Genomic DNA, 19,060 nt, shown 5'->3' on the forward strand with positions numbered 1-19,060 from the left:
ATTATGTTTCAGGACAACCCGCTGCTAGCGCAGCTTAAACAGCAACTGCATTCCCAGACGCCGCGTGCGGAAGGGGTCGTAAAAGCCACGGAAAAGGGCTTTGGCTTCCTTGAGGTTGACGCGCAGAAAAGCTACTTCATTCCGCCTCCGCAGATGAAGAAAGTGATGCATGGCGATCGCGTCATGGCCGTCATTCATACCGAGAAAGACCGAGAGTCTGCCGAGCCGGAAGAACTGATCGAACCGTTCCTGACCCGTTTTGTGGGTAAGGTGCAGAGAAAAGACGATCGTCTTTCTATCGTGCCGGATCATCCCCTGCTGAAAGATGCCATTCCCTGCCGCGCCGCCCGTGGCGTTGAGCATGATTTTAAAGAAGGTGACTGGGCCGTAGCAGAAATGCGCCGTCATCCTCTGAAAGGCGATCGCGGTTTTTATGCTGAGCTGACCCAGTTCATCACCTTTGGCGCCGATCATTTCGTGCCATGGTGGGTCACGCTGGCACGCCACAATCTTGAAAAAGAAGCGCCGAACGGCGTAGCGACTGAGATGCAGGACGAAGGTCTGACGCGCCGCGATCTCACCGCGCTGGAGTTTGTCACCATCGACAGCGCCAGCACGGAAGATATGGATGACGCGCTGTACGCTGAAGAGAGCGCCGATGGCAAACTGCATCTGACCGTCGCCATTGCCGATCCAACCGCCTGGATTGCCGAAGGCAGCAAGCTGGATGACGCGGCGAAAATCCGTGCGTTCACCAACTACCTGCCGGGCTTCAACATTCCGATGCTGCCGCGCGAATTGTCAGACGATCTCTGCTCGCTGCGTCCAAATGAAGTGCGCCCGGTCCTTGCCTGCCGCATGACTATTGCCGCAGATGGCGCGATTGAAGACGATATCGAGTTTTTTGCCGCCACTATCGAATCGAAAGCCAAGCTGGCCTACGATAACGTCTCCGACTGGCTTGAAAATACCGGTAGCTGGAAACCTGAATCAGACGCCATTGCCGCGCAAATCCGTCTGCTGCATCGCATCTGTCTGAACCGCGGCGAGTGGCGTAAAACCCATGCGCTGGTGTTCAAAGACCGCCCTGATTATCGCTTTGTTCTGGGCGAGAAAGGCGAAGTGCTGGATATCGTGGCCGAACCGCGACGCATTGCAAACCGCATCGTTGAAGAGGCGATGATTTCCGCCAACATCTGCGCCGCACGCGTGCTGCGCGACAAGCTGGGCTTCGGCATTTACAACGTCCACACCGGGTTTGATCCGGCGAATACCGAAGCGCTGGCGGCCCTGCTGAAGAATCACGATGTGCATGTTGATCCGGAAGAAGTGCTGACGCTGCCGGGCTTCTGCAAGCTTCGCCGCGAACTGGACGCGCAGCCTTCGGGCTTCCTGGACAGCCGCATTCGTCGCTTCCAGTCCTTCGCTGAAATCAGTACCGAGCCTGGCCCGCACTTTGGCCTTGGCCTCGAAGCTTACGCCACCTGGACATCGCCGATCCGCAAGTATGGCGATATGGTTAACCACCGTCTGCTGAAAGCGATTATCAAAGGTGAAACTATTGCTCGTCCTCAGGAGGACACCACGCTGCAGATGGCCGACCGTCGCCGTCTGAACCGCATGGCGGAGCGTGACGTTGGAGACTGGCTGTACGCACGCTTCCTGCAGGATAAAGCCGGTACGGACACCCGTTTCGCCGCAGAGATTATTGATATCAGCCGCGGTGGAATGCGCGTCCGTCTGGTCGATAACGGTGCTGTCGCGTTTATTCCTGCGCCGTTCCTGCATGCGGTTCGTGACGAAATGGTCTGTAGTCAGGAAAACGGTACCGTGCAAATTAAAGGTGAAACAGTTTACAAAGTCACCGACGTGATTGACGTCAATATCGCCGAAGTTCGCATGGAAACCCGCAGTATTATCGCACGTCCTGTCGCCTGATAATCAATTCAATTGTCGGCCATTTCCTTTCCGGAAGGGCCGACAATTTTTCTTTTTATCCCCGCCACAAAATCATTATTTTTCCTTATTATTTTCAGCATCCCTTCGCCCAAAACCGCCATAATTATCTACAGTAAAAGAGTGTTGTTATATTCGGTTACGTGAATTTTTATACGCTCAGTATCCTTTTTAACCTGTGTCGTCTTAATATAAGAAAACAGGGAAAAAACAACAGGTTCACTTCGGTTTTGCCGCTGTTTTCAACGGAAAAGTCGACTGCAAATGAATAATTTGTGCGCTAATGAACAGCTGCGGGAGAAACATGATGGACGATCAGGGGCAGAATTTGCTGTTTCGCTACATGGGGACCCACAGTCCGTGGTGGCGCTTGTCAGCTGACAGCAACGCTCTGCACCTTGCAGCCAGCGAAAATGCCGATGTCACTCAGGTGATTGCCCTGGAGGATGATCAGGCCGATCTCATCCGTCATTTAACCGTTATTACCTCCAGCATTTCCATGTCGCTCTCCCTGTACGGGGAAGATGTTCCGGTCCATCTTGTGGGCCGTAAAATTACCCGTAACGAGTGGGCCGGAACCGCTTCCGCCTGGAACGATACGCCCTCCGTGGCGCGCGATCTGGCTCATGGGCTCTCTTTCGCGGAGCAGGTTGTCTCAGAGGCCAACTCCGTCATTGTTATTCTCGATCAGCACGGCAATATTCAGCGTTTTAATCGGCTTAGCGAAGAGTACACCGGCCTGAAAGAGCAAGAAGTAATTGGCCAGAACGTGTTTAAGCTGTTCATGAGCCGTAGCGAAGCAGCCGCTTCAAAGCGCAATATTACCGGTTTCTTTCGCAACGGCAGCTCCTACGAAGTCGAACGCTGGATCAAAACGCGTAAAGGGCAACGACTGTTTCTGTTCAGAAACAAATTTGTTCACAGCGGCAGCGGTAAAAATGAAATTTTCCTTATCTGTTCCGGAACCGATATTACCGAGGAACGCCGCGCTCAGGAGCGGCTGCGCGTGCTGGCCAATACCGATACCATCACCGGCTTGCCAAACCGCAATGCGATCCACGATCTGATTTCTGACGCCATCGGCAACCGCGGCGACACGCAGGTGGGCGTGGTATATCTCGACCTGGATAATTTTAAAAAGGTCAACGATGCTTACGGTCATATGTTTGGCGATCAGCTGTTACAGGCTGTCGCCCTCGCCATTTTGAGCTGTCTGGATGAGGGACAGGTGCTGGCGCGACTTGGCGGCGATGAGTTTATCGTCATGGCCACCAATACCTCTCAGGGCTCTCTGGAGGCAATGGCATCGCGCATTTTAACCCGTCTGCGCCAGCCGTTCAGAATCGGTCTGATTGAAATTTATACCGGTTGCTCACTGGGTATCGCCCTCGCCCCGCAGCATGGGAACGACCGGGAAAGCGTGATTCGTAACGCCGATACCGCCATGTACACTGCCAAAGAGAACGGCCGGGGCAAGTTCTGCGTCTTCTCACCCGAGATGAACCAGCGCGTATTGGAGTATCTCTGGCTGGATACCAACCTGCGTAAGGCCCTGGATAACGATCAGCTTCTGATCCACTATCAGCCGAAAATAACCTGGCGCGGGGAAGTCAGAAGCCTTGAAGCACTGGTCCGCTGGCAATCTCCAGAACGAGGATTGATCCCGCCGCTGGAGTTTATCTCTTATGCCGAGGAGTCGGGGTTGATTGTGCCGCTGGGCCGCTGGGTGATGCTGGACGTGGTTCGTCAGATTGCTAAATGGCGCGACAAGGGGATTAATCTGCGCGTGGCGGTGAACGTCTCAGCACGCCAGCTCGCCGACCAGACTATTTTCAGTGACTTAAAGCAGGCGCTGAAGGATCTGAATTTTGAATACTGCCCTGTCGACGTTGAATTAACCGAAAGCTGTCTTATCGAGAATGAAGAGTTGGCGCTGTCCGTGATCCAGCAATTCAGCCGGCTCGGGGCGCAAATTCATCTTTATGATTTCGGCACCGGCTATTCTTCCCTCTCACAGCTGGCCCGTTTCCCTATCGACGCCATTAAACTCGATCAATCGTTTGTCAGGGATATTCATAAGCAATCTATTTCACAGTCACTGGTGCGCGCTATCGTCGCGGTAGCGCAGGCGTTAAACCTGCAGGTGATTGCCGAAGGGGTCGAAAATGCGAAAGAAGACGCCTTTCTGACCAAGAACGGCGTCAACGAACGGCAGGGTTTTCTGTTTGCTAAGCCGATGCCCGCTGCCGCATTCGAGCGATGGCTAAAACGATATCAAGCGCGGAATCAACGTTAACTGGCTTTACGCAGGCCGGCCGCATGAAGGCGGCTTTGCAGCGTAACCAGACGCTCCATGTAAGCGATATCTTTCGGCTCCAGGCAGAAAGCGGCATCAACCCAGTCTTCCGTGATGTCCATCAGTTCGCTGCGAGGCAACTGCAGAACGCGCGTACGGGCACGCAGCATCGCCCTTACGCCATTCAGTTTTGGCCGCAGCGTATCGATGAAGGTTCGGGTGGAGACATAGCTTTGTCCGGGTTTAAACAGGACATCCACCAGCCCGTGCTGTTCGTACCATTCAGCCGTATGGGATTCCCCTTTGTAGATGAGTTCCTCCGCCAGCTTCATGCCTGAACGGCGTGCGACCAGGGAATATCCCCCCATACCCGGAAACAGGTTGAAGGCAATCTCCGGGAAACCCAGACGGGCATCGCGCTGAGCCAGGACGAAATGGTGCGCCAGAGCGGCCTCAAACCCGCCCCCTAGCGCACTGCCTTCTACCATTGCCAGAGTGATGGCCCCCGTATCAAACCCCCTTGAGGCTGCATGGACGCAATCAACGCAAGCGCGAGCGTACGCCCGTAACGCTTCCCGACGTCCGTTCTGAATGCACTCGACGAAGAACTGTAAATCACCGCCCACATTGTACATCCCGGGAACCAGCGAACCGGTTACCCAAAAATCAACCGCAAAACCAGACTGGCGAACCAGCCATGAAAAATTCATGATCTCCTCAATTAACGCATGGTTGAAGCAGGGTCGTGGCTGAGCCCGCAGCATCATCCAGACCGTGTGACGCTCCGCCTCGTAATACCCTGACAGCTGCGTGAACCGTTCAGTATCGGTAAACAGTGTGCAGCCAGGCTGATTGATAACTGTCATAGTCTAATTCCTCATATAAAAAAGCGCCTTGCGCGCAGTTTTAGACTAATCCAGTCATTAAGCCTGCTGTATGAGGGGGAATAAATTTATCACTTACGTTTATGTAATTTAGTTATTGCATTTTTTCCCTTCTCTTTTGAACCTAATTTCTGCATCATTGAAAATATTAACTTTTCGCGCCTGGGGTGAGATTATGTCGACTATTGACGCACAAGCTGTAGCACAACGAATTGATACCGTGCTGGATATCCTGGTGGCGGGCGATTATCACTCTGCTATCCGTAATCTCGAGATCCTGAAGTCTGAACTTCTTGCTCAGAATGGCGCTGACAATGCGTCTGAAGACAGACAGCCAAAAGCGCCGTGGGAAGTTTAACCCCACCGTCTCCGACCTCGTTTCGCTTTATTAAATGGATGCTATGAATTCCCGACAACAACTCATTTTGCAGATGGTCATCGATCAGGGACGCGTAAGCGTAGTCGATCTCGCTAAAACCACCGGCGTTTCTGAAGTCACCATCCGTCAGGATCTTAATCTGCTGGAAAAACAGAGCTACCTTCGTCGCGCGCACGGATATGCTGTCCCGCTGGACAGTGATGACGTTGAGACGCGCATGATGAATAACTACGCGCTTAAACGTGAACTGGCAGAATTTGCCGCGTCACTGGTGAATAACGGCGAGACCGTCTTTATTGAAAACGGCAGCAGTAATGCCCTTCTGGCGCGCACGCTTGCAGATCAAAAGGACGTTACAATCATCACCGTCAGCAGCTATATCGCGCATTTGCTGAAAGAGACGCGCTGCGAGGTGATTCTGCTGGGCGGTATTTACCAGAAAAAAAGTGAAAGCATGGTCGGCCCGCTGACCCGTCAGTATGTCCAGCAGGTTCATTTCAGCAAGGCCTTTATCGGGATTGACGGCTGGCAACCGGAGACAGGTTTTACCGGCCGGGATATGATGCGCTCTGACGTGGTGAATGCCGTGCTGGAAAAAGAGTGTGAAGCCATTGTGCTGACCGACAGCTCTAAATTTGGCGCCGTTCACCCTTATATGATGGGCCCCGCTTCACGCTTTAGCCGCGTGATTACTGACGAACGGTTGAGCAACGCGCACCGTAATAAACTGGAAGATGACGGACTGATCGTCAATATTATTAAAACAACCGCCTGAGCCTCCTCCGCGCCCGAATTTCGGGCGCATACGCCCCTCTTTCTCTGGGATGATTCCTGGTACGTCTTTAAGAGTTTTTACCTGTTTAAGCTGCATCAAAGTCGTAAAATTAATGTTAGCGATATAACAGGAAGTGACTATCACCTGCGTGATTACGTAACGCCTGCGCGACCAGCTTTCACGGAGAACAGAATTAAGTATTCGATTCGTCTATACTTAACGTGTACCTCTTTCCGTGAATCGATAATTCAGGAGAAAGTATTATGACCTTAACCAGCAAAAAATTAGCCGCCGCTGTTCTGGCAATCACTGTAGCAATGTCCCTGAGCGCGTGCTCTAACTGGTCTAAACGTGACCGTAACACCGCTATTGGTGCCGGTGCCGGTGCTCTCGGTGGTGCAGTATTAACGGATGGTAGTACGCTGGGTACATTAGGTGGCGCTGCTGTCGGCGGTATTATCGGTCACCAGGTTGGCAAATAATTATTATCTAAGCCTTCCCCGGCATCGCGATATTTGAACGCATTTCAGGTCTGACATACGCACGTATATAACATGAGCCACGGCATTTGCCGTGGCTCATTTATTTTAGCCGCCTGCCAGTTTGACTTTCATGCCTTTGGCCTCCAGCAGTGATTTTATTAAATCGCGCTTATCGCCCTGGATTTCAATAATGCCGTCTTTCACGGCACCGCCGCAGCCACACTTCTTTTTCAGCTCGGCCGCCAGCTTTGCCAGTTCAGCATCATCCAGGTCAATGCCGGAGATAAGGCAAACCCCTTTCCCTTTTCGTCCACTGGTTTGACGCTGGATCCGAACGATACCGTCCCCTTTTAGACGTTCCACTTTCGCTTTCGGTTCGTCTATACGCCCGCTATCGGTTGAATAGACCAGACGGCTGTTGGAATCGGTCATTACGCCCCCTTCTTCAGCGTTGCGTTGATAGCCTTAAGCGTCTCAGCCGGATTTGCAGACTGCGTAACCGGACGTCCGATGACCATATAGTCAACGCCAGCAGCCAGCGCCTGCTCAGGCGTCATAATGCGGCGCTGATCGCCTACGTCGCTGCCTGCAGGGCGGATACCCGGCGTAACCAGTTTAAAATCCTGACCCAGCGCTGATTTGAAACGTACCGCTTCCTGCGCGGAGCAAACAACGCCATCCAGGCCGCAATGCTTCGTCAGACGCGCGAGACGTTCGGCATGCTCGGCGGGTGACAACGTCACGCCCAGGTCGCGTAAATCATTTTCGTCCATACTGGTCAGCACGGTGACCGCAATCAGCAACGGCGCATCTTTACCGAACGGCAGGAGCGCCTCTCGGGCGGCTGTCATCATTCTTGCCCCACCCGATGCATGGACATTGACCATCCATACGCCCAGCTCTGCGGCTGCGGCAACCGCGTGCGCCGTGGTATTCGGGATATCATGGAATTTCAGGTCGAGGAAAACGTCAAAGCCGCGCTGCTGCAGATCGCGAACGATTTGCGGTCCAAACAGCGTGAACATCTCTTTGCCAACTTTCAGGCGGCAGTCGCGAGGGTCAATGCCGTCGACAAACGCCAGTGCAGCGTCACGCTTGTTGTAATCAAGCGCAACAACAACAGGAGAATCCGTAATTACGCGGGAAGTGGAGGATGTAACAGACGTCATGACCAGCCCTTTTCGTCTATGGGCGCGCAGCGGCGCGGAACAGATAAACGGCCAGCATTCTACCTGCCGACGCCGCAAATTGACAGGATCCATTTACGCGCCTGCCAGGCCGGCAAACCGCACGGAATTCAGGACAGGGTAAAAACCATCAGTATGTTGTAACTAAAATGAGGCGTTTTAAAAAATTACTGCCCGTCCAGGCCGCGGATTGGTTTGATGGTGGACCAGGCACGGCAGGAAGGACAGTGCCAGTAGAGCGTATACGCGGTAAAGCCACACTTCTGGCAGCGATAGCGCGGCTTGCTGCGCACCTGCTCGCCAACCATGTCGCGCAGCACCATTAGGCTCTCTTTGGCGCGCCCTTCTTCAGCGTCGTTCAGGTGGTAATCCATCAGCTTATGGAATACCCGCATGGTCGGATGACGCTGCAGCTGACGCGTAATATAAACCTGCGCGGTGTCGCTTCCCTCATACTGCTCAACGACGTCTGAGAGCATTAGTTCAGCGGTGGCACCGGTATTCTCTTCCACGCAACGACGCAGGAATGCTACCCACTCTTCCTGCTTGTCCAGCTGTTGATAGCAGGTTTGCAGCATTTCCAGCGTTTCACTGACCAGCTCTTTGTCCTGGTCGATAACCCGCAGCAGGCTTTCAACGGCTTTAGCGTAGTCGCCATTCGCCATAAAGACACGCCCCATCATGATGGAGATCCGCGCGCTGTTGCGGTCCGCGGCGGCGCCTTTCTTCAGCAGCGCCATGGCTTTATCCATGTCGTCATTGCCCATCTGCTGAAGCGCAAGCTCACAGTAGAAATGCGCTATCTCCACGCGCTGCTTATCTTTACCCAGCTTCACCAGCCGTTCAGCGGTATCAATGGCTTTCTGCCAGTCGCTGGTGGCCTGATAAATCTGCAGGAGCTGCTGCAACGCGCCAATGCGAAAATCTGTTTCATCTACCAGCTGCGCGAACATATCTTCAGCGCGATCGTACAACCCCGCGGCCATGTAATCACGCCCCAGCTGTTGCACCGCAAGGAGACGTTGATCGTAGGTCAGCGAGGCGCTTTCCATCAGGGTCTGGTGAATGCGAATGGCGCGATCGACCTCGCCGCGCGAGCGGAACAGGTTGCCCAGGGTGAGATGCGCTTCAACCGTCCCCGTATCCTCTTTCAGCATATCAAGGAACAGATCTACCGCTTTGTCCTGCTGATTGCTCAGGAGGAAGTTTACCCCCGCAACGTAGTCGCGGGAGAGCCGGTTGGCCTCATCCTGTTTTGTTTGTTGCGCACTTCTGCGGCCCATATACCAGCCATAGGCTGCGGCTACAGGCAAAAGCAGAAACAACAACTCCAGCATAGTCGATTATTCCTTCACGACCGGCACACCAGAGCTTTCCGGGATGTCAGACGCAGGGGCAATGTTATTTTCGAGTCGCTTAATTTTACGTTCAGCGCGCGCAAGAGAAACACGGACTTTCAGCCAGAACAGACCGCAAACCAGCCAGCCAATGGCAAAGCCGGCAGCAAATAAGACCGCCAGCAGGCTCGAGACGCGATACTCGCCCTGAGCCAGCAGATAGTTAAACGTCACCTGCTGATCGTTTTGTGCACCCAACGTGACTGAAATGACAAAAATCGCCAATACCAGTAAGAAAATGAGTAAATATTTCACATTACTTCCCGTTATGTGGTTCAAGCGAATAAAGTGTGTTCAATTCACCGCAATCAGCCTTATAAACTACCATTTTAGCGACGAGCGCGAAACGGAAAAAGTGACGCGCAGGTCATGGATCTATGGGCAAAATACGGAATATCAACCGTCAGGCGTCTGTCTGGTCCCTTTCGGCTATTTCTTCTTTCTCTTCTGGCGGTGGCGTTAGCGGGCCGCAGAATCGTTCAGTGAGCCAGGTCGCCATCATAATCAGCAGCCATGAGATGAGCGTGGCGACGACCAGATCGCGCGGCCAGTGCATCCCCAGCAGCAAGCGGCTGCCCATAACCCCCGTCGCCCAGACCAGTAAAATCACGATAGTGACCGTTCGACGCCGTGGCCAAAGCAGCCCAACCCCCAGCAACGCCCAGCTGGCCGCAAACATGGTGTGACCGGAAGGAAACGCGAACCCCGTCTCTTTCTGCCAGTGTTTACGCAAGAATTTCGGGATATCCTGCTGTTCCGCAAGCTGTTCTTTCACCAGCGCGCCGCGATCTTTACGCTTTAAATTGTAGAACTCATCCACCGGAATATGATGCGTTTTTTCCAGCCAGACGACAAAAGGACGCGGCTCCTGAACGCGATCTTTAACCCAGGACTTCACGCCCTGCCCGACAAGGATAGCGCCCCCGAGGATCGCAAAGAGCATCAGCGCCGCGCGCAGACGAAAGCGCAGGCACCACAGAAACCAGGCGCAAAGAAGTACGTGGGTAATAACTCCCCACGGCTGGGTGACCGTTTCCGTTATCCAGTATAACGTTTTCAGCCACATGGCGTTCTGCCCGGGCTGCCACATCCAGCCTGAAAGCCATACGGCCAGAGGCATAATCAGTAAAATGACCGCACCTGCTGCCGTACGTCTGGCGATTGAAAGCATGTCTTCTCCTTTTTTCGCTAAGCATCACAATCATAACTGAAATTAATCCTCCGGGTGGAGATGTCGGATCGTGCGTTTAACGTTCATATAGCATGGTGCCCATTAGGCGAACCTGCTGAGATTGTGGCAAAATGAATTGATACAGAAAGCAAAACAGGGCAAAGGCACGAAACGTGTCAGCCTACTCTGGAGAATCACATGCAGCTTAAACGTGTGGCAGAAGCCAAACTGCCAACCCCATGGGGCGATTTCCTGATGGTGGGTTTTGAAGAACTGGCAACCGGACAGGATCATGTCGCGCTGGTGTATGGCGACATTTCAGGGCAGACGCCGGTGCTGTCCCGCGTCCATTCAGAGTGTCTCACCGGCGACGCGCTGTTCAGCCTGCGCTGTGATTGTGGTTTCCAGCTGGAAGCCGCCCTGTCTCATATTGCAGAAGAAGGTCGCGGTGTGCTGCTTTATCACCGTCAGGAAGGTCGTAATATTGGTCTACTGAATAAAATCCGCGCTTACGCGCTTCAGGACCAGGGCTACGATACGGTTGAAGCAAACCATCAGCTCGGCTTTGCCGCTGATGAACGTGACTTCACCTTGTGCGCCGATATGTTCAAGCTTCTGGGCGTGGACGAAGTTCGCCTGCTGACCAATAACCCGAAAAAAGTGGAGATCCTGACCGAGGCCGGGATCAACATCGTCGAGCGTGTACCGCTGATTGTGGGTCGTAACCCGAAAAACGCCCACTACCTGGATACCAAAGCCGCCAAAATGGGCCATCTGCTGAAAGAGTGATCCTAAAAAGCCCGGCACGCGTGCCGGGCTCGTTTCATCAGTCCAGCATCTTACGAATCACATAATGTAAAATGCCGTCGTTTTGGTAATAGGTCAGTTCGGTTGCCGTATCAATACGACACCGGCAATCCAGCACCTCGGTTTTCCCGTCTATCCGCGTTAGCTTCACCGGCACCGTTTTACCCGGCTGCAGGTTTTGCAGACCGCTAATCTCAATCTGCTCTTCCCCGGTCAGTCCCAGCGTTTTACGCGTCACGCCCTGCGGAAACTCGAGCGGCAGGATCCCCATACCGATCAGATTCGAGCGGTGAATACGTTCAAACGATTCGGCGATGACCACGCGAACGCCAAGCAGACGCGGACCTTTCGCCGCCCAGTCACGGCTGGAGCCGGAACCGTACTCTTTCCCGGCGATCACGGCCAGCGGCGTACCTTCCTGTTGATATTTGACCGCCGCATCATAAATCGAAACCACTTCCGTACCCGGCAGATGACGCGTCATGCCCCCTTCCACGCCCGGTACCATTTCGTTACGAATGCGGATGTTAGCAAACGTTCCGCGCATCATGACTTCATGGTTGCCGCGGCGCGATCCGTAGGAGTTAAAATCACGGCGTTCGACGCCCCGGCTTTGCAGATAATGACCAGCAGGGCTATCGGCTTTGATGCTCCCCGCCGGAGAGATATGGTCGGTAGTGACGGAATCTCCCAGCATCGCCAGTATGCGCGCGCCGTGGATATCCTTAAGCGGTGCCGGCTCGGCCTGCATCTCATCAAAGAACGGCGACAGACGAATATAGGTCGAGTCATCCTGCCAGTCGTAGGTATCTGAGCCCACGACGTTGATGGTTTTCCACTCCGGCGTGCCTTCAAAGACCTCCGCATACTCTTTGCGGAACATCTCGGTTGAGACCTTTTCAACGGCCAGCGCGATTTCACGCGAAGATGGCCAGATATCTTTCAGGTAGACAGGATCATTCTTGCGATCGTGGCCAATCGGGTCGGTCGCCAGGTTGATATTCATGTTACCTGCCAGGGCATAAGCTACCACCAGCGGCGGCGAGGCGAGCCAGTTGGTTTTCACCAGCGGGTGAATACGCCCTTCAAAGTTACGGTTGCCGGACAGGACCGCGCCTACCGTCAGGTCGCCCTGCTTGATCGCCGTTTCAATGGGTTCAGGCAGCGGACCGGAGTTACCAATACAGGTCGTACAGCCGTAGCCCACGAGGTTAAAGCCCAGCTCGTCAAGGTACGGCGTCAGTTTGGCCTGTGCCAGGTAATCCGACACCACTTTGGAACCCGGTGCCAGCGAGGCCTTGACCCATGGCTGAGGTTTTAGCCCAAGCTCTACCGCCTTTTTAGCCAGCAGACCGGCCGCCATTAATACGCTGGGGTTCGAGGTATTGGTGCAGGAGGTAATAGCGGCAATAACCACCGCGCCATCCGGGAGCTGATACTGATGTCCGTTCATAACATAGCCGACCGGACGATGGTCTTTCTGCGCCACGTTCACTTCCAGCGCATTGCTGGCGGCAAAGGCTTTTGGCACGTCCCTCAGCGCAACCCGATCCTGCGGACGTTTCGGCCCGGCGAGGCTCGCCTCGACGCTTCCCATATCGAGTTCAAGCGTGCTGGTGAAGACCGGTTCATCGCCCGGGTTTCGCCACATGCCCTGCGCTTTGGTATAGGCCTCCACCAACGCGACCTGCTCTTCGCTGCGCCCGCTAAGGCGCATGTACTCCAGCGTGACATCATCGATGGGGAAAAAGCCGCAGGTTGCTCCATATTCCGGTGCCATGTTGGCAATGGTGGCGCGGTCGGCCAGCGGCAGCGAATCCAGTCCGTCTCCGTAGAATTCGACAAACTTACCCACCACACCATGCTTACGCAGCATCTGGGTGACGGTGAGCACCAGATCGGTGGCGGTAATGCCTTCAGACAGCTTGCCGGTGAGCTTGAAGCCCACCACGTCAGGGATAAGCATGGACACCGGCTGGCCGAGCATGGCCGCTTCCGCTTCGATACCCCCGACGCCCCACCCCAACACGCCCAGACCGTTGATCATGGTGGTATGGGAGTCCGTGCCCACCAGCGTGTCCGGATAGGCGACCCACTCTTTATCCTGCAACTCACTCCAGACGGCTTTACCCAGATATTCAAGGTTAACCTGGTGACAAATACCGGTACCCGGCGGGACCACGCTAAACCGGCTGAACGCCTGCTGCCCCCACTTCAGGAACACGTAGCGCTCGTGGTTGCGCTCCATCTCAAGACGCACGTTCTCGCCAAAGGCGTCGTCATCACCAAAGCGGTCAACGGTTACGGAGTGGTCAATGACGAGGTCAACAGGGGAAAGCGGATTCACTTTTGCCGTATCTCCGCCGAGACGCTTAACGGCCTCGCGCATCGCGGCTAAATCAACGACGGCAGGGACGCCGGTAAAGTCCTGCATCAGCACCCTTGCCGGGCGGTAGGCGATTTCTCTGTCGGCATGGGCTTTTTCAAGCCACCCTGCCAGCGCCTGGATATCATCGAGGGTGACAGAGTCACCGTCCTGCCAGCGCAACAGATTTTCCAGTAAAACTTTCAATGACTTGGGTAAACGCGAAATGTCCCCAAGCGTTCTGGCAGCCAGCGGCAGGCTGTAGTAATGCCAGGTTTTGTTTTCTGCCTGTAATGTGTCCTTACTGGCTTCGCGTAGGGTTAACGACATAAGCTCCTCCTTAATCACAGAGATGCCCCGACAATCATCAGGGCCGTAATTAAAGATAACACAAAGATGTCGTAACGTTTTGATAACAACCCAAATTGATAAATTTAGGATTGGTCCCGAATGGGAAAACAAAAAACCCCGCCGTAGCGAGGTTTTACAATTTAGCGGAGGGCCAACCAGATGAGCTGACTCCAGAACAGAATCGACACGGTAAAAACGCCGATCCATGACCAGTATTTGTGAGACGTCATGTTATTCATCGTAGGGACACCAGGCATTATTTATTAAAAGTTCCGAGGTGAGTCCTCAGTGCTATATTGCTGATGTGTATTTATTAAAGAGTACAAAAGTGCAGAGTCGATATTCAGACTATTTGCATCATTACGCAATTAACTAAATTATTGTTTTTTGGGTTCGTCTTCTGCGAACACATCAATAAACGCTTGCTGCTGCGGCGTCAGTTTCCAGGACGCGGGTACAACAGTCGCAGGTGCTTTACGCCCTCTGTGGCCGTTGTCACGATGCTGACACATCTGTTTCACCGTTTCTGTACGTACCGTCACTGCCATATTTAACCCCAATATTTCCAGGCCAGGAGAGCAACCACTACCCAAAACAGGGTAGAGACGAGAAAGACCGCCAGCCAGGCTTTACGCTTGAGCGCAGGATCCCTTTGCGGTTCTTCACTTCCTGAAGGCATTGCTAACCTCATACAATCGACATCGCTTATCATTTAGGACCAAACAATTGGTACAATTAATCATCTGTTGAGATAAATCCTAAAGAAACTTTAGCCGAAAAGCCAGTGAATTTACGCACCGGGAGGTATGAAATATTCAATCTTTTGACCAGAAATAAATAATTGAAAAGAAAAATTTGCGAAGGCGTAAATTAGTTTCTACTTTTGTCGCCAATTCACGACATTATAACCTTACGAATTAAATGGATAATGACATTATATGGCAGAGGATACGTAGATGATGATAATTCTAATTTAGCTTTGAGGCGTTATTTCGGTATCTTTCCCTAAGGGAAAGATACCGGGTGTGATTATTTTTCGGGGAGTTTGATGTCTTCAAACATCTCTTCAATATCTTCATTTGAGCGTAATGCAACGGCGGTATCAACCACGTCACGCGTTAAATGAGGGGCAAAGCGCTGAATAAAATCATACATATAGCTGCGCAGGAAGGTGCTGCGACGGAATCCAATCTTTGTGGTGCTATGACTGAAAACATCGTGCGCATCAAGACGCACCAGATCAGGGTCTGACACCGGATCCACCGCCATGCTGGCAATGACGCCCACCCCCAGACCAAGCCGCACATAGGTCTTAATCACGTCGGCATCCGTCGCGGTAAAGACAATACGCGGCGTTAACCCTGCCCGATTAAAGGCCGTATCAAGCTCGGACCGTCCGGTAAAGCCAAACGTATACGTCACCAACGGATATTGCGCCAGCTCTTCGATAGTGACCGATCCTTTACCCGCCAGGGGGTGATCGGGGGTCACCACGATAGAACGGTTCCAGTGATAGCATGGAAGCATGACCAGATCGTCATAGAGGTGAAGCGCTTCGGTGGCAATGGCAAAATCAGCATTCCCCTTGGAAACGGCTTCAGCAATTTGCGTTGGCGAGCCCTGGTGCATATGCAAAGAGACGCGAGGATAACGCTCGATAAAGCCTTTGATAACACCGGGTAGCGCATAGCGCGCCTGAGTATGCGTTGTGGCAATATACAGCGAGCCTTTATCCGGCCAGGTGTGTTCCCCCGCCACAGACTTAATCGCATCGACTTTAGAGAGGACTTCACGCGCAATGCGGATAATCTCCTGCCCCGCAGGCGTCACCTGGGTAAGATGCTTACCGCTGCGGGCAAATATCTGGATACCTAGCTCATCCTCCAGCATACGAACTTGTTTGCTGATGCCCGGTTGCGAGGTATACAACCCCTCGGCGGTAGAAGAGACGTTAAGGTTATGATTCACCACCTCAACGATATAACGAAGCTGCTGTAATTTCATGCCAGACCATCCGATTTAGCGCATGCGGTCAATCGCTTAAGACGATTTAATAATAAGAAACAGGTTAACTATAACCACTATATCATTTATAGCCTGACTGTATAGTACGGAACAAAAAATAATAACAAGGCAATAAAAAAGGGCCGGAAATACGGCCCTTTCACAGGTAAGTTACGGTAAGGGAAGATTATTTCTTGCCTTCAACCCATTTGCCATCGACAAAGAAGGCTGACCATCCAGTCGCTTTACCCTCTTTCTCTGCCGCAACATACTGCTGCTTGGTTTTACGGCTGAACCGTACCACGGTTTTGTTGCCTTCCGGATCCTGCTGTGGCGCATCGGCCAGATAACGCAGTTTCTCCGGCAGACGATCGCGGAAACGGTACAGCTCTTCCACCAGCGGCGCTCGCGTTTCGCGCGATTTCGGGAAGGTGTTGGCGGCCAGGAAGACACCTGCGGCACCATCACGCAGTACGAAGTACGCGTCGGATTTTTCACACGGCAGTTCTGGCAGCGGAACCGGATCTTCCTTCGGCGGAGCCACTTCACCGTTACGCAGAATTTTGCGCGTGTTTTTACACTCGTCGTTGGTACAGGCCATGTACTTACCGAAACGCCCCATTTTCAGGTGCATTTCAGAGCCACACTTCTCGCACTCCACAATCGGGCCGTCATAGCCTTTAATGCGGAATTCGCCCTCTTCGATCTCATACCCGTCACACGTTGGGTTATTACCGCAGACGTGCAGCTTGCGTTTTGGATCGATCAGGTAGCTGTCCATTGCCGTACCGCATTTTTTGCAGCGGCGTTTGGCACGCAGAGCGTTAGTTTCCGCATCGTCACCTTCCAGCACGTTGAGAACTTCGTTCTCAGGCACAAGGTTGATGGTGGTTTTGCAGCGCTCTTTTGGTGACAGTGCGTAGCCGGAGCAGCCAAGGAACACGCCCGTGGTTGCGGTACGGATCCCCATCTTGCGGCCGCAGGTTGGACAGTCGATGCTGGTCAGAACCATCTGGTTTGGCAGCATGCCGCCCTCTTCAGGATCTTTCTCCGCTTTTTCAAGCTGGTCGGTAAAGTCGCTGAAGAAGCTGTCGAGAACCTTTTTCCATTCCGCCTGATGGGTGGCAACCTGGTCGAGGCTGTCTTCCATCTGCGCGGTAAAATCGTAATTCATCAACTCGCGGAAGTTCGCTTCCAGACGGTCGGTAACGATCTCGCCCATTTTTTCCGCATAGAAACGGCGGTTTTCAACGCGAACGTAGCCACGGTCCTGAATCGTCGAGATGATGGACGCATAGGTCGACGGACGGCCAATACCGCGTTTTTCCAGCTCTTTTACCAGAGATGCTTCACTGAAGCGTGCAGGCGGCTTGGTGAAGTGCTGTGCAGGCACGAGATCAACCAGCGAGAGCTCATCCCCTTTGTTCACCGCCGGCAGCGTGCGGTCTTCATCACCTTTACGCAGCGCTGGCATCACTTTCGTCCAGCCGTCGAAACGCAGGATACGACCGCGCGCTTTGAGACGGAAATCACCCGCGCCAACGGTCAGCGTGGTGGAGTCGTACTGCGCTGGCGTCATCTGACACGCCACGAACTGGCGCCAGATCAGCTGATACAGCTTCTGCGCGTCGGCTTCCATATCTTTTAGCGATTCCGCCAGCACAGAGACATCAGAAGGACGAATCGCTTCGTGAGCTTCCTGAGAGTTCTCTTTGCTGGCGAACTGGTTAGCGCTTTCCGGCAGGTATTTCTTACCGAAATTGTCACTGATGTAGCCGCGCACCATGTTGACCGCGTCCTGGCTCAGGTTGGTTGAGTCGGTACGCATATAGGTGATGTAACCCGCTTCATACAGGCGCTGGGCCATCATCATGGTCTTCTTCACGCCATAGCCCAGACGCGTGCTTGCAGCCTGTTGCAGCGTAGAAGTAATAAACGGCGCACCTGGCTTGCTGCTGGTCGGTTTGTCTTCACGCTCCAGCACCTGATAACGTGCTTTTTCCAGCAGCGCCACGGCGGCCATGGTCTGGTCGCGGTTTTCCGGACGGAAAGGCTTGTCGTTCTGATGGCTGACCTGCAGCGGCAGTGCGTCACCGCCCGGCGTAGTCACATTGGCATCGACTTCCCAGAACTCTTCCGGGACGAAGGCTTTAATTTCGCGCTCACGCTCAACGACCAGACGTACGGCGACGGATTGCACACGACCGGCGGACAGGCCACGGGCAATCTTCTTCCACAGCAGTGGAGAAACCATGTATCCCACAACGCGGTCCATAAAGCGACGTGCCTGCTGTGCGTTTACACGGTCAATATTCAGTTCGCCCGGCTTCTCAAACGCCTGACGAATCGCATTCTTCGTAATTTCGTTAAACACTACGCGGCTGTAGCGTTTGTCATCACCACCAATCACTTCCCGCAGGTGCCACGCAATGGCTTCCCCTTCGCGGTCAAGGTCGGTTGCGAGATAGATGTGGTCTGCTTTTTCAGCAAGCTGCTTCAGCTCGTTAACGACTTTTTCTTTCCCGGGCAGCACTTCATATTGTGCATCCCAGTTGTGCCATGGGTTCACACCCATGCGGTTGACAAGCGCGCTACGTTCATCCTTTTTAGGCTTTTTAGCCCCTTTGGTGGAGGTAGAGTCTGCGCTCTTTTTGCTGGCTGAGCCACTGGTCGGCAAATCGCGGATATGACCCACGCTGGACTTAACCACGTAGTCATTACCCAGATACTTATTGATCGTTTTGGCTTTTGCCGGGGACTCAACGATGACGAGAGCTTTACCCATATTCACCTTTACCTAATTTAATTCTTCCAGGAATACGCCGCACGTTGATTTCCCTTCCACTGACGACGAGCCAATGATATTGCGACTGCGTCAGGAGATATCAACCCCTTTGTCTTACCGGGCGTTAAAGAAAAGACGCCCAGGTGATTGAGTTTTCGGGTATTTTTCTCACATCTAGTGTAATTCGTGACGAATTCCCGGTTGAATGTCAAGCAATTCTG

18 protein-coding genes are annotated in these 19,060 nt (G+C 53.3%); 6 read left to right on the plus strand and 12 right to left on the minus strand.

The window, feature by feature from the left end; all coding sequences use genetic code 11:
* The first annotated feature begins 3 nt into the window (after positions 1–3).
* Both KGP24_RS13030 and pdeR read left to right on the plus strand, forming a co-directional pair.
* Positions 4–1,938, plus strand: coding sequence for an exoribonuclease II (locus tag KGP24_RS13030; protein ID WP_223560725.1), 1,935 nt, complete (start codon positions 4–6; stop codon positions 1,936–1,938).
* 322 nt (positions 1,939–2,260) lie between these two features.
* Positions 2,261–4,252: a cyclic di-GMP phosphodiesterase gene (gene pdeR, locus KGP24_RS13035; protein ID WP_223560726.1), complete on the plus strand. Its 1,992-nt coding sequence runs from the start codon at positions 2,261–2,263 to the stop codon at positions 4,250–4,252.
* Here pdeR and KGP24_RS13040 read toward each other — a convergent pair.
* The gene (locus tag KGP24_RS13040) at positions 4,249–5,118 is read right to left on the minus strand and encodes a crotonase/enoyl-CoA hydratase family protein (protein ID WP_223560727.1); all 870 of its coding nucleotides are present in this window, start codon (positions 5,116–5,118) and stop codon (positions 4,249–4,251) included. The genes pdeR and KGP24_RS13040 overlap by 4 nt on opposite strands.
* A 193-nt stretch (positions 5,119–5,311) precedes the next feature.
* Here KGP24_RS13040 and KGP24_RS13045 point away from each other — a divergent pair, with 193 nt between their 5' ends.
* The 3 genes from KGP24_RS13045 to osmB all read left to right on the plus strand — a co-directional run bounded on the left by KGP24_RS13045 (position 5,312) and on the right by osmB (position 6,772).
* Positions 5,312–5,494, plus strand: a complete 183-nt coding sequence (locus tag KGP24_RS13045) for a hypothetical protein (protein ID WP_223560728.1) — start codon at positions 5,312–5,314, stop codon at positions 5,492–5,494.
* A 43-nt stretch (positions 5,495–5,537) separates the two neighbouring features.
* Positions 5,538–6,290, plus strand: a complete 753-nt coding sequence (locus KGP24_RS13050) for a DNA-binding transcriptional regulator YciT (protein ID WP_223560729.1) — start codon at positions 5,538–5,540, stop codon at positions 6,288–6,290.
* A 263-nt stretch (positions 6,291–6,553) separates the two neighbouring features.
* On the plus strand, positions 6,554–6,772 hold the full coding sequence (gene osmB / locus KGP24_RS13055; protein WP_008501216.1) for an osmotically-inducible lipoprotein OsmB: 219 nt from the start codon (positions 6,554–6,556) through the stop codon (positions 6,770–6,772).
* Between the two features lie 105 nt (positions 6,773–6,877).
* Here osmB and yciH read toward each other — a convergent pair whose 3' ends face one another.
* The 5 genes from yciH to pgpB all read right to left on the minus strand — a co-directional run bounded on the left by yciH (position 6,878) and on the right by pgpB (position 10,527).
* The gene (yciH, locus tag KGP24_RS13060; RefSeq protein ID WP_223560730.1) at positions 6,878–7,204 is read right to left on the minus strand and encodes a stress response translation initiation inhibitor YciH; all 327 of its coding nucleotides are present in this window, start codon (positions 7,202–7,204) and stop codon (positions 6,878–6,880) included.
* Positions 7,204–7,941, minus strand: coding sequence for an orotidine-5'-phosphate decarboxylase (pyrF, locus tag KGP24_RS13065; protein ID WP_223560731.1), 738 nt, complete (start codon positions 7,939–7,941; stop codon positions 7,204–7,206). The genes yciH and pyrF overlap by 1 nt, the downstream gene beginning before the upstream one ends.
* A gap of 185 nt (positions 7,942–8,126) precedes the next feature.
* Positions 8,127–9,296: a lipopolysaccharide assembly protein LapB gene (gene lapB, locus KGP24_RS13070; RefSeq protein WP_023335944.1), complete on the minus strand. Its 1,170-nt coding sequence runs from the start codon at positions 9,294–9,296 to the stop codon at positions 8,127–8,129.
* Between the two features lie 6 nt (positions 9,297–9,302).
* On the minus strand, positions 9,303–9,611 hold the full coding sequence (locus tag KGP24_RS13075; RefSeq protein ID WP_023312067.1) for a LapA family protein: 309 nt from the start codon (positions 9,609–9,611) through the stop codon (positions 9,303–9,305).
* Positions 9,612–9,759: 148 nt separating this feature from the next.
* Positions 9,760–10,527 carry a phosphatidylglycerophosphatase B gene (gene pgpB, locus KGP24_RS13080; RefSeq protein ID WP_223560732.1) on the minus strand — a complete coding sequence of 256 codons (768 nt, stop codon included), beginning with the start codon at positions 10,525–10,527 and terminating at the stop codon, positions 9,760–9,762.
* 198 nt (positions 10,528–10,725) lie between these two features.
* Here pgpB and ribA point away from each other — a divergent pair, with 198 nt between their 5' ends.
* Positions 10,726–11,316 (plus strand): GTP cyclohydrolase II, encoded by a 591-nt coding sequence (ribA, locus tag KGP24_RS13085; protein ID WP_008501210.1) that lies wholly within the window; start codon positions 10,726–10,728, stop codon positions 11,314–11,316.
* A gap of 37 nt (positions 11,317–11,353) precedes the next feature.
* On the opposite strand, the gene acnA is transcribed toward ribA, so the two are convergent.
* The 6 genes from acnA to topA form a co-directional block, all read right to left on the minus strand.
* Positions 11,354–14,029, minus strand: a complete 2,676-nt coding sequence (gene acnA, locus KGP24_RS13090) for an aconitate hydratase AcnA (RefSeq protein ID WP_223560733.1) — start codon at positions 14,027–14,029, stop codon at positions 11,354–11,356.
* 161 nt (positions 14,030–14,190) lie between these two features.
* Positions 14,191–14,289, minus strand: coding sequence for a small membrane protein YmiC (ymiC, locus tag KGP24_RS13095; RefSeq protein WP_223560734.1), 99 nt, complete (start codon positions 14,287–14,289; stop codon positions 14,191–14,193).
* 138 nt (positions 14,290–14,427) lie between these two features.
* Positions 14,428–14,598, minus strand: a complete 171-nt coding sequence (locus KGP24_RS13100; RefSeq protein WP_032656727.1) for a hypothetical protein — start codon at positions 14,596–14,598, stop codon at positions 14,428–14,430.
* A gap of 2 nt (positions 14,599–14,600) precedes the next feature.
* On the minus strand, positions 14,601–14,741 hold the full coding sequence (locus KGP24_RS13105; protein WP_213327741.1) for a YmiA family putative membrane protein: 141 nt from the start codon (positions 14,739–14,741) through the stop codon (positions 14,601–14,603).
* Between the two features lie 338 nt (positions 14,742–15,079).
* Positions 15,080–16,054: an HTH-type transcriptional regulator CysB gene (gene cysB, locus KGP24_RS13110; protein ID WP_223560735.1), complete on the minus strand. Its 975-nt coding sequence runs from the start codon at positions 16,052–16,054 to the stop codon at positions 15,080–15,082.
* 187 nt (positions 16,055–16,241) lie between these two features.
* Complete coding sequence (gene topA, locus KGP24_RS13115; protein ID WP_223560736.1) at positions 16,242–18,839, minus strand: type I DNA topoisomerase; 2,598 nt, start codon at positions 18,837–18,839, stop codon at positions 16,242–16,244.
* Positions 18,840–19,060: the final 221 nt, after the last annotated feature.

Origin of the sequence: Enterobacter sp. JBIWA008 (assembly GCF_019968765.1) — a bacterium.
GTDB lineage: Bacteria > Pseudomonadota > Gammaproteobacteria > Enterobacterales > Enterobacteriaceae > Enterobacter.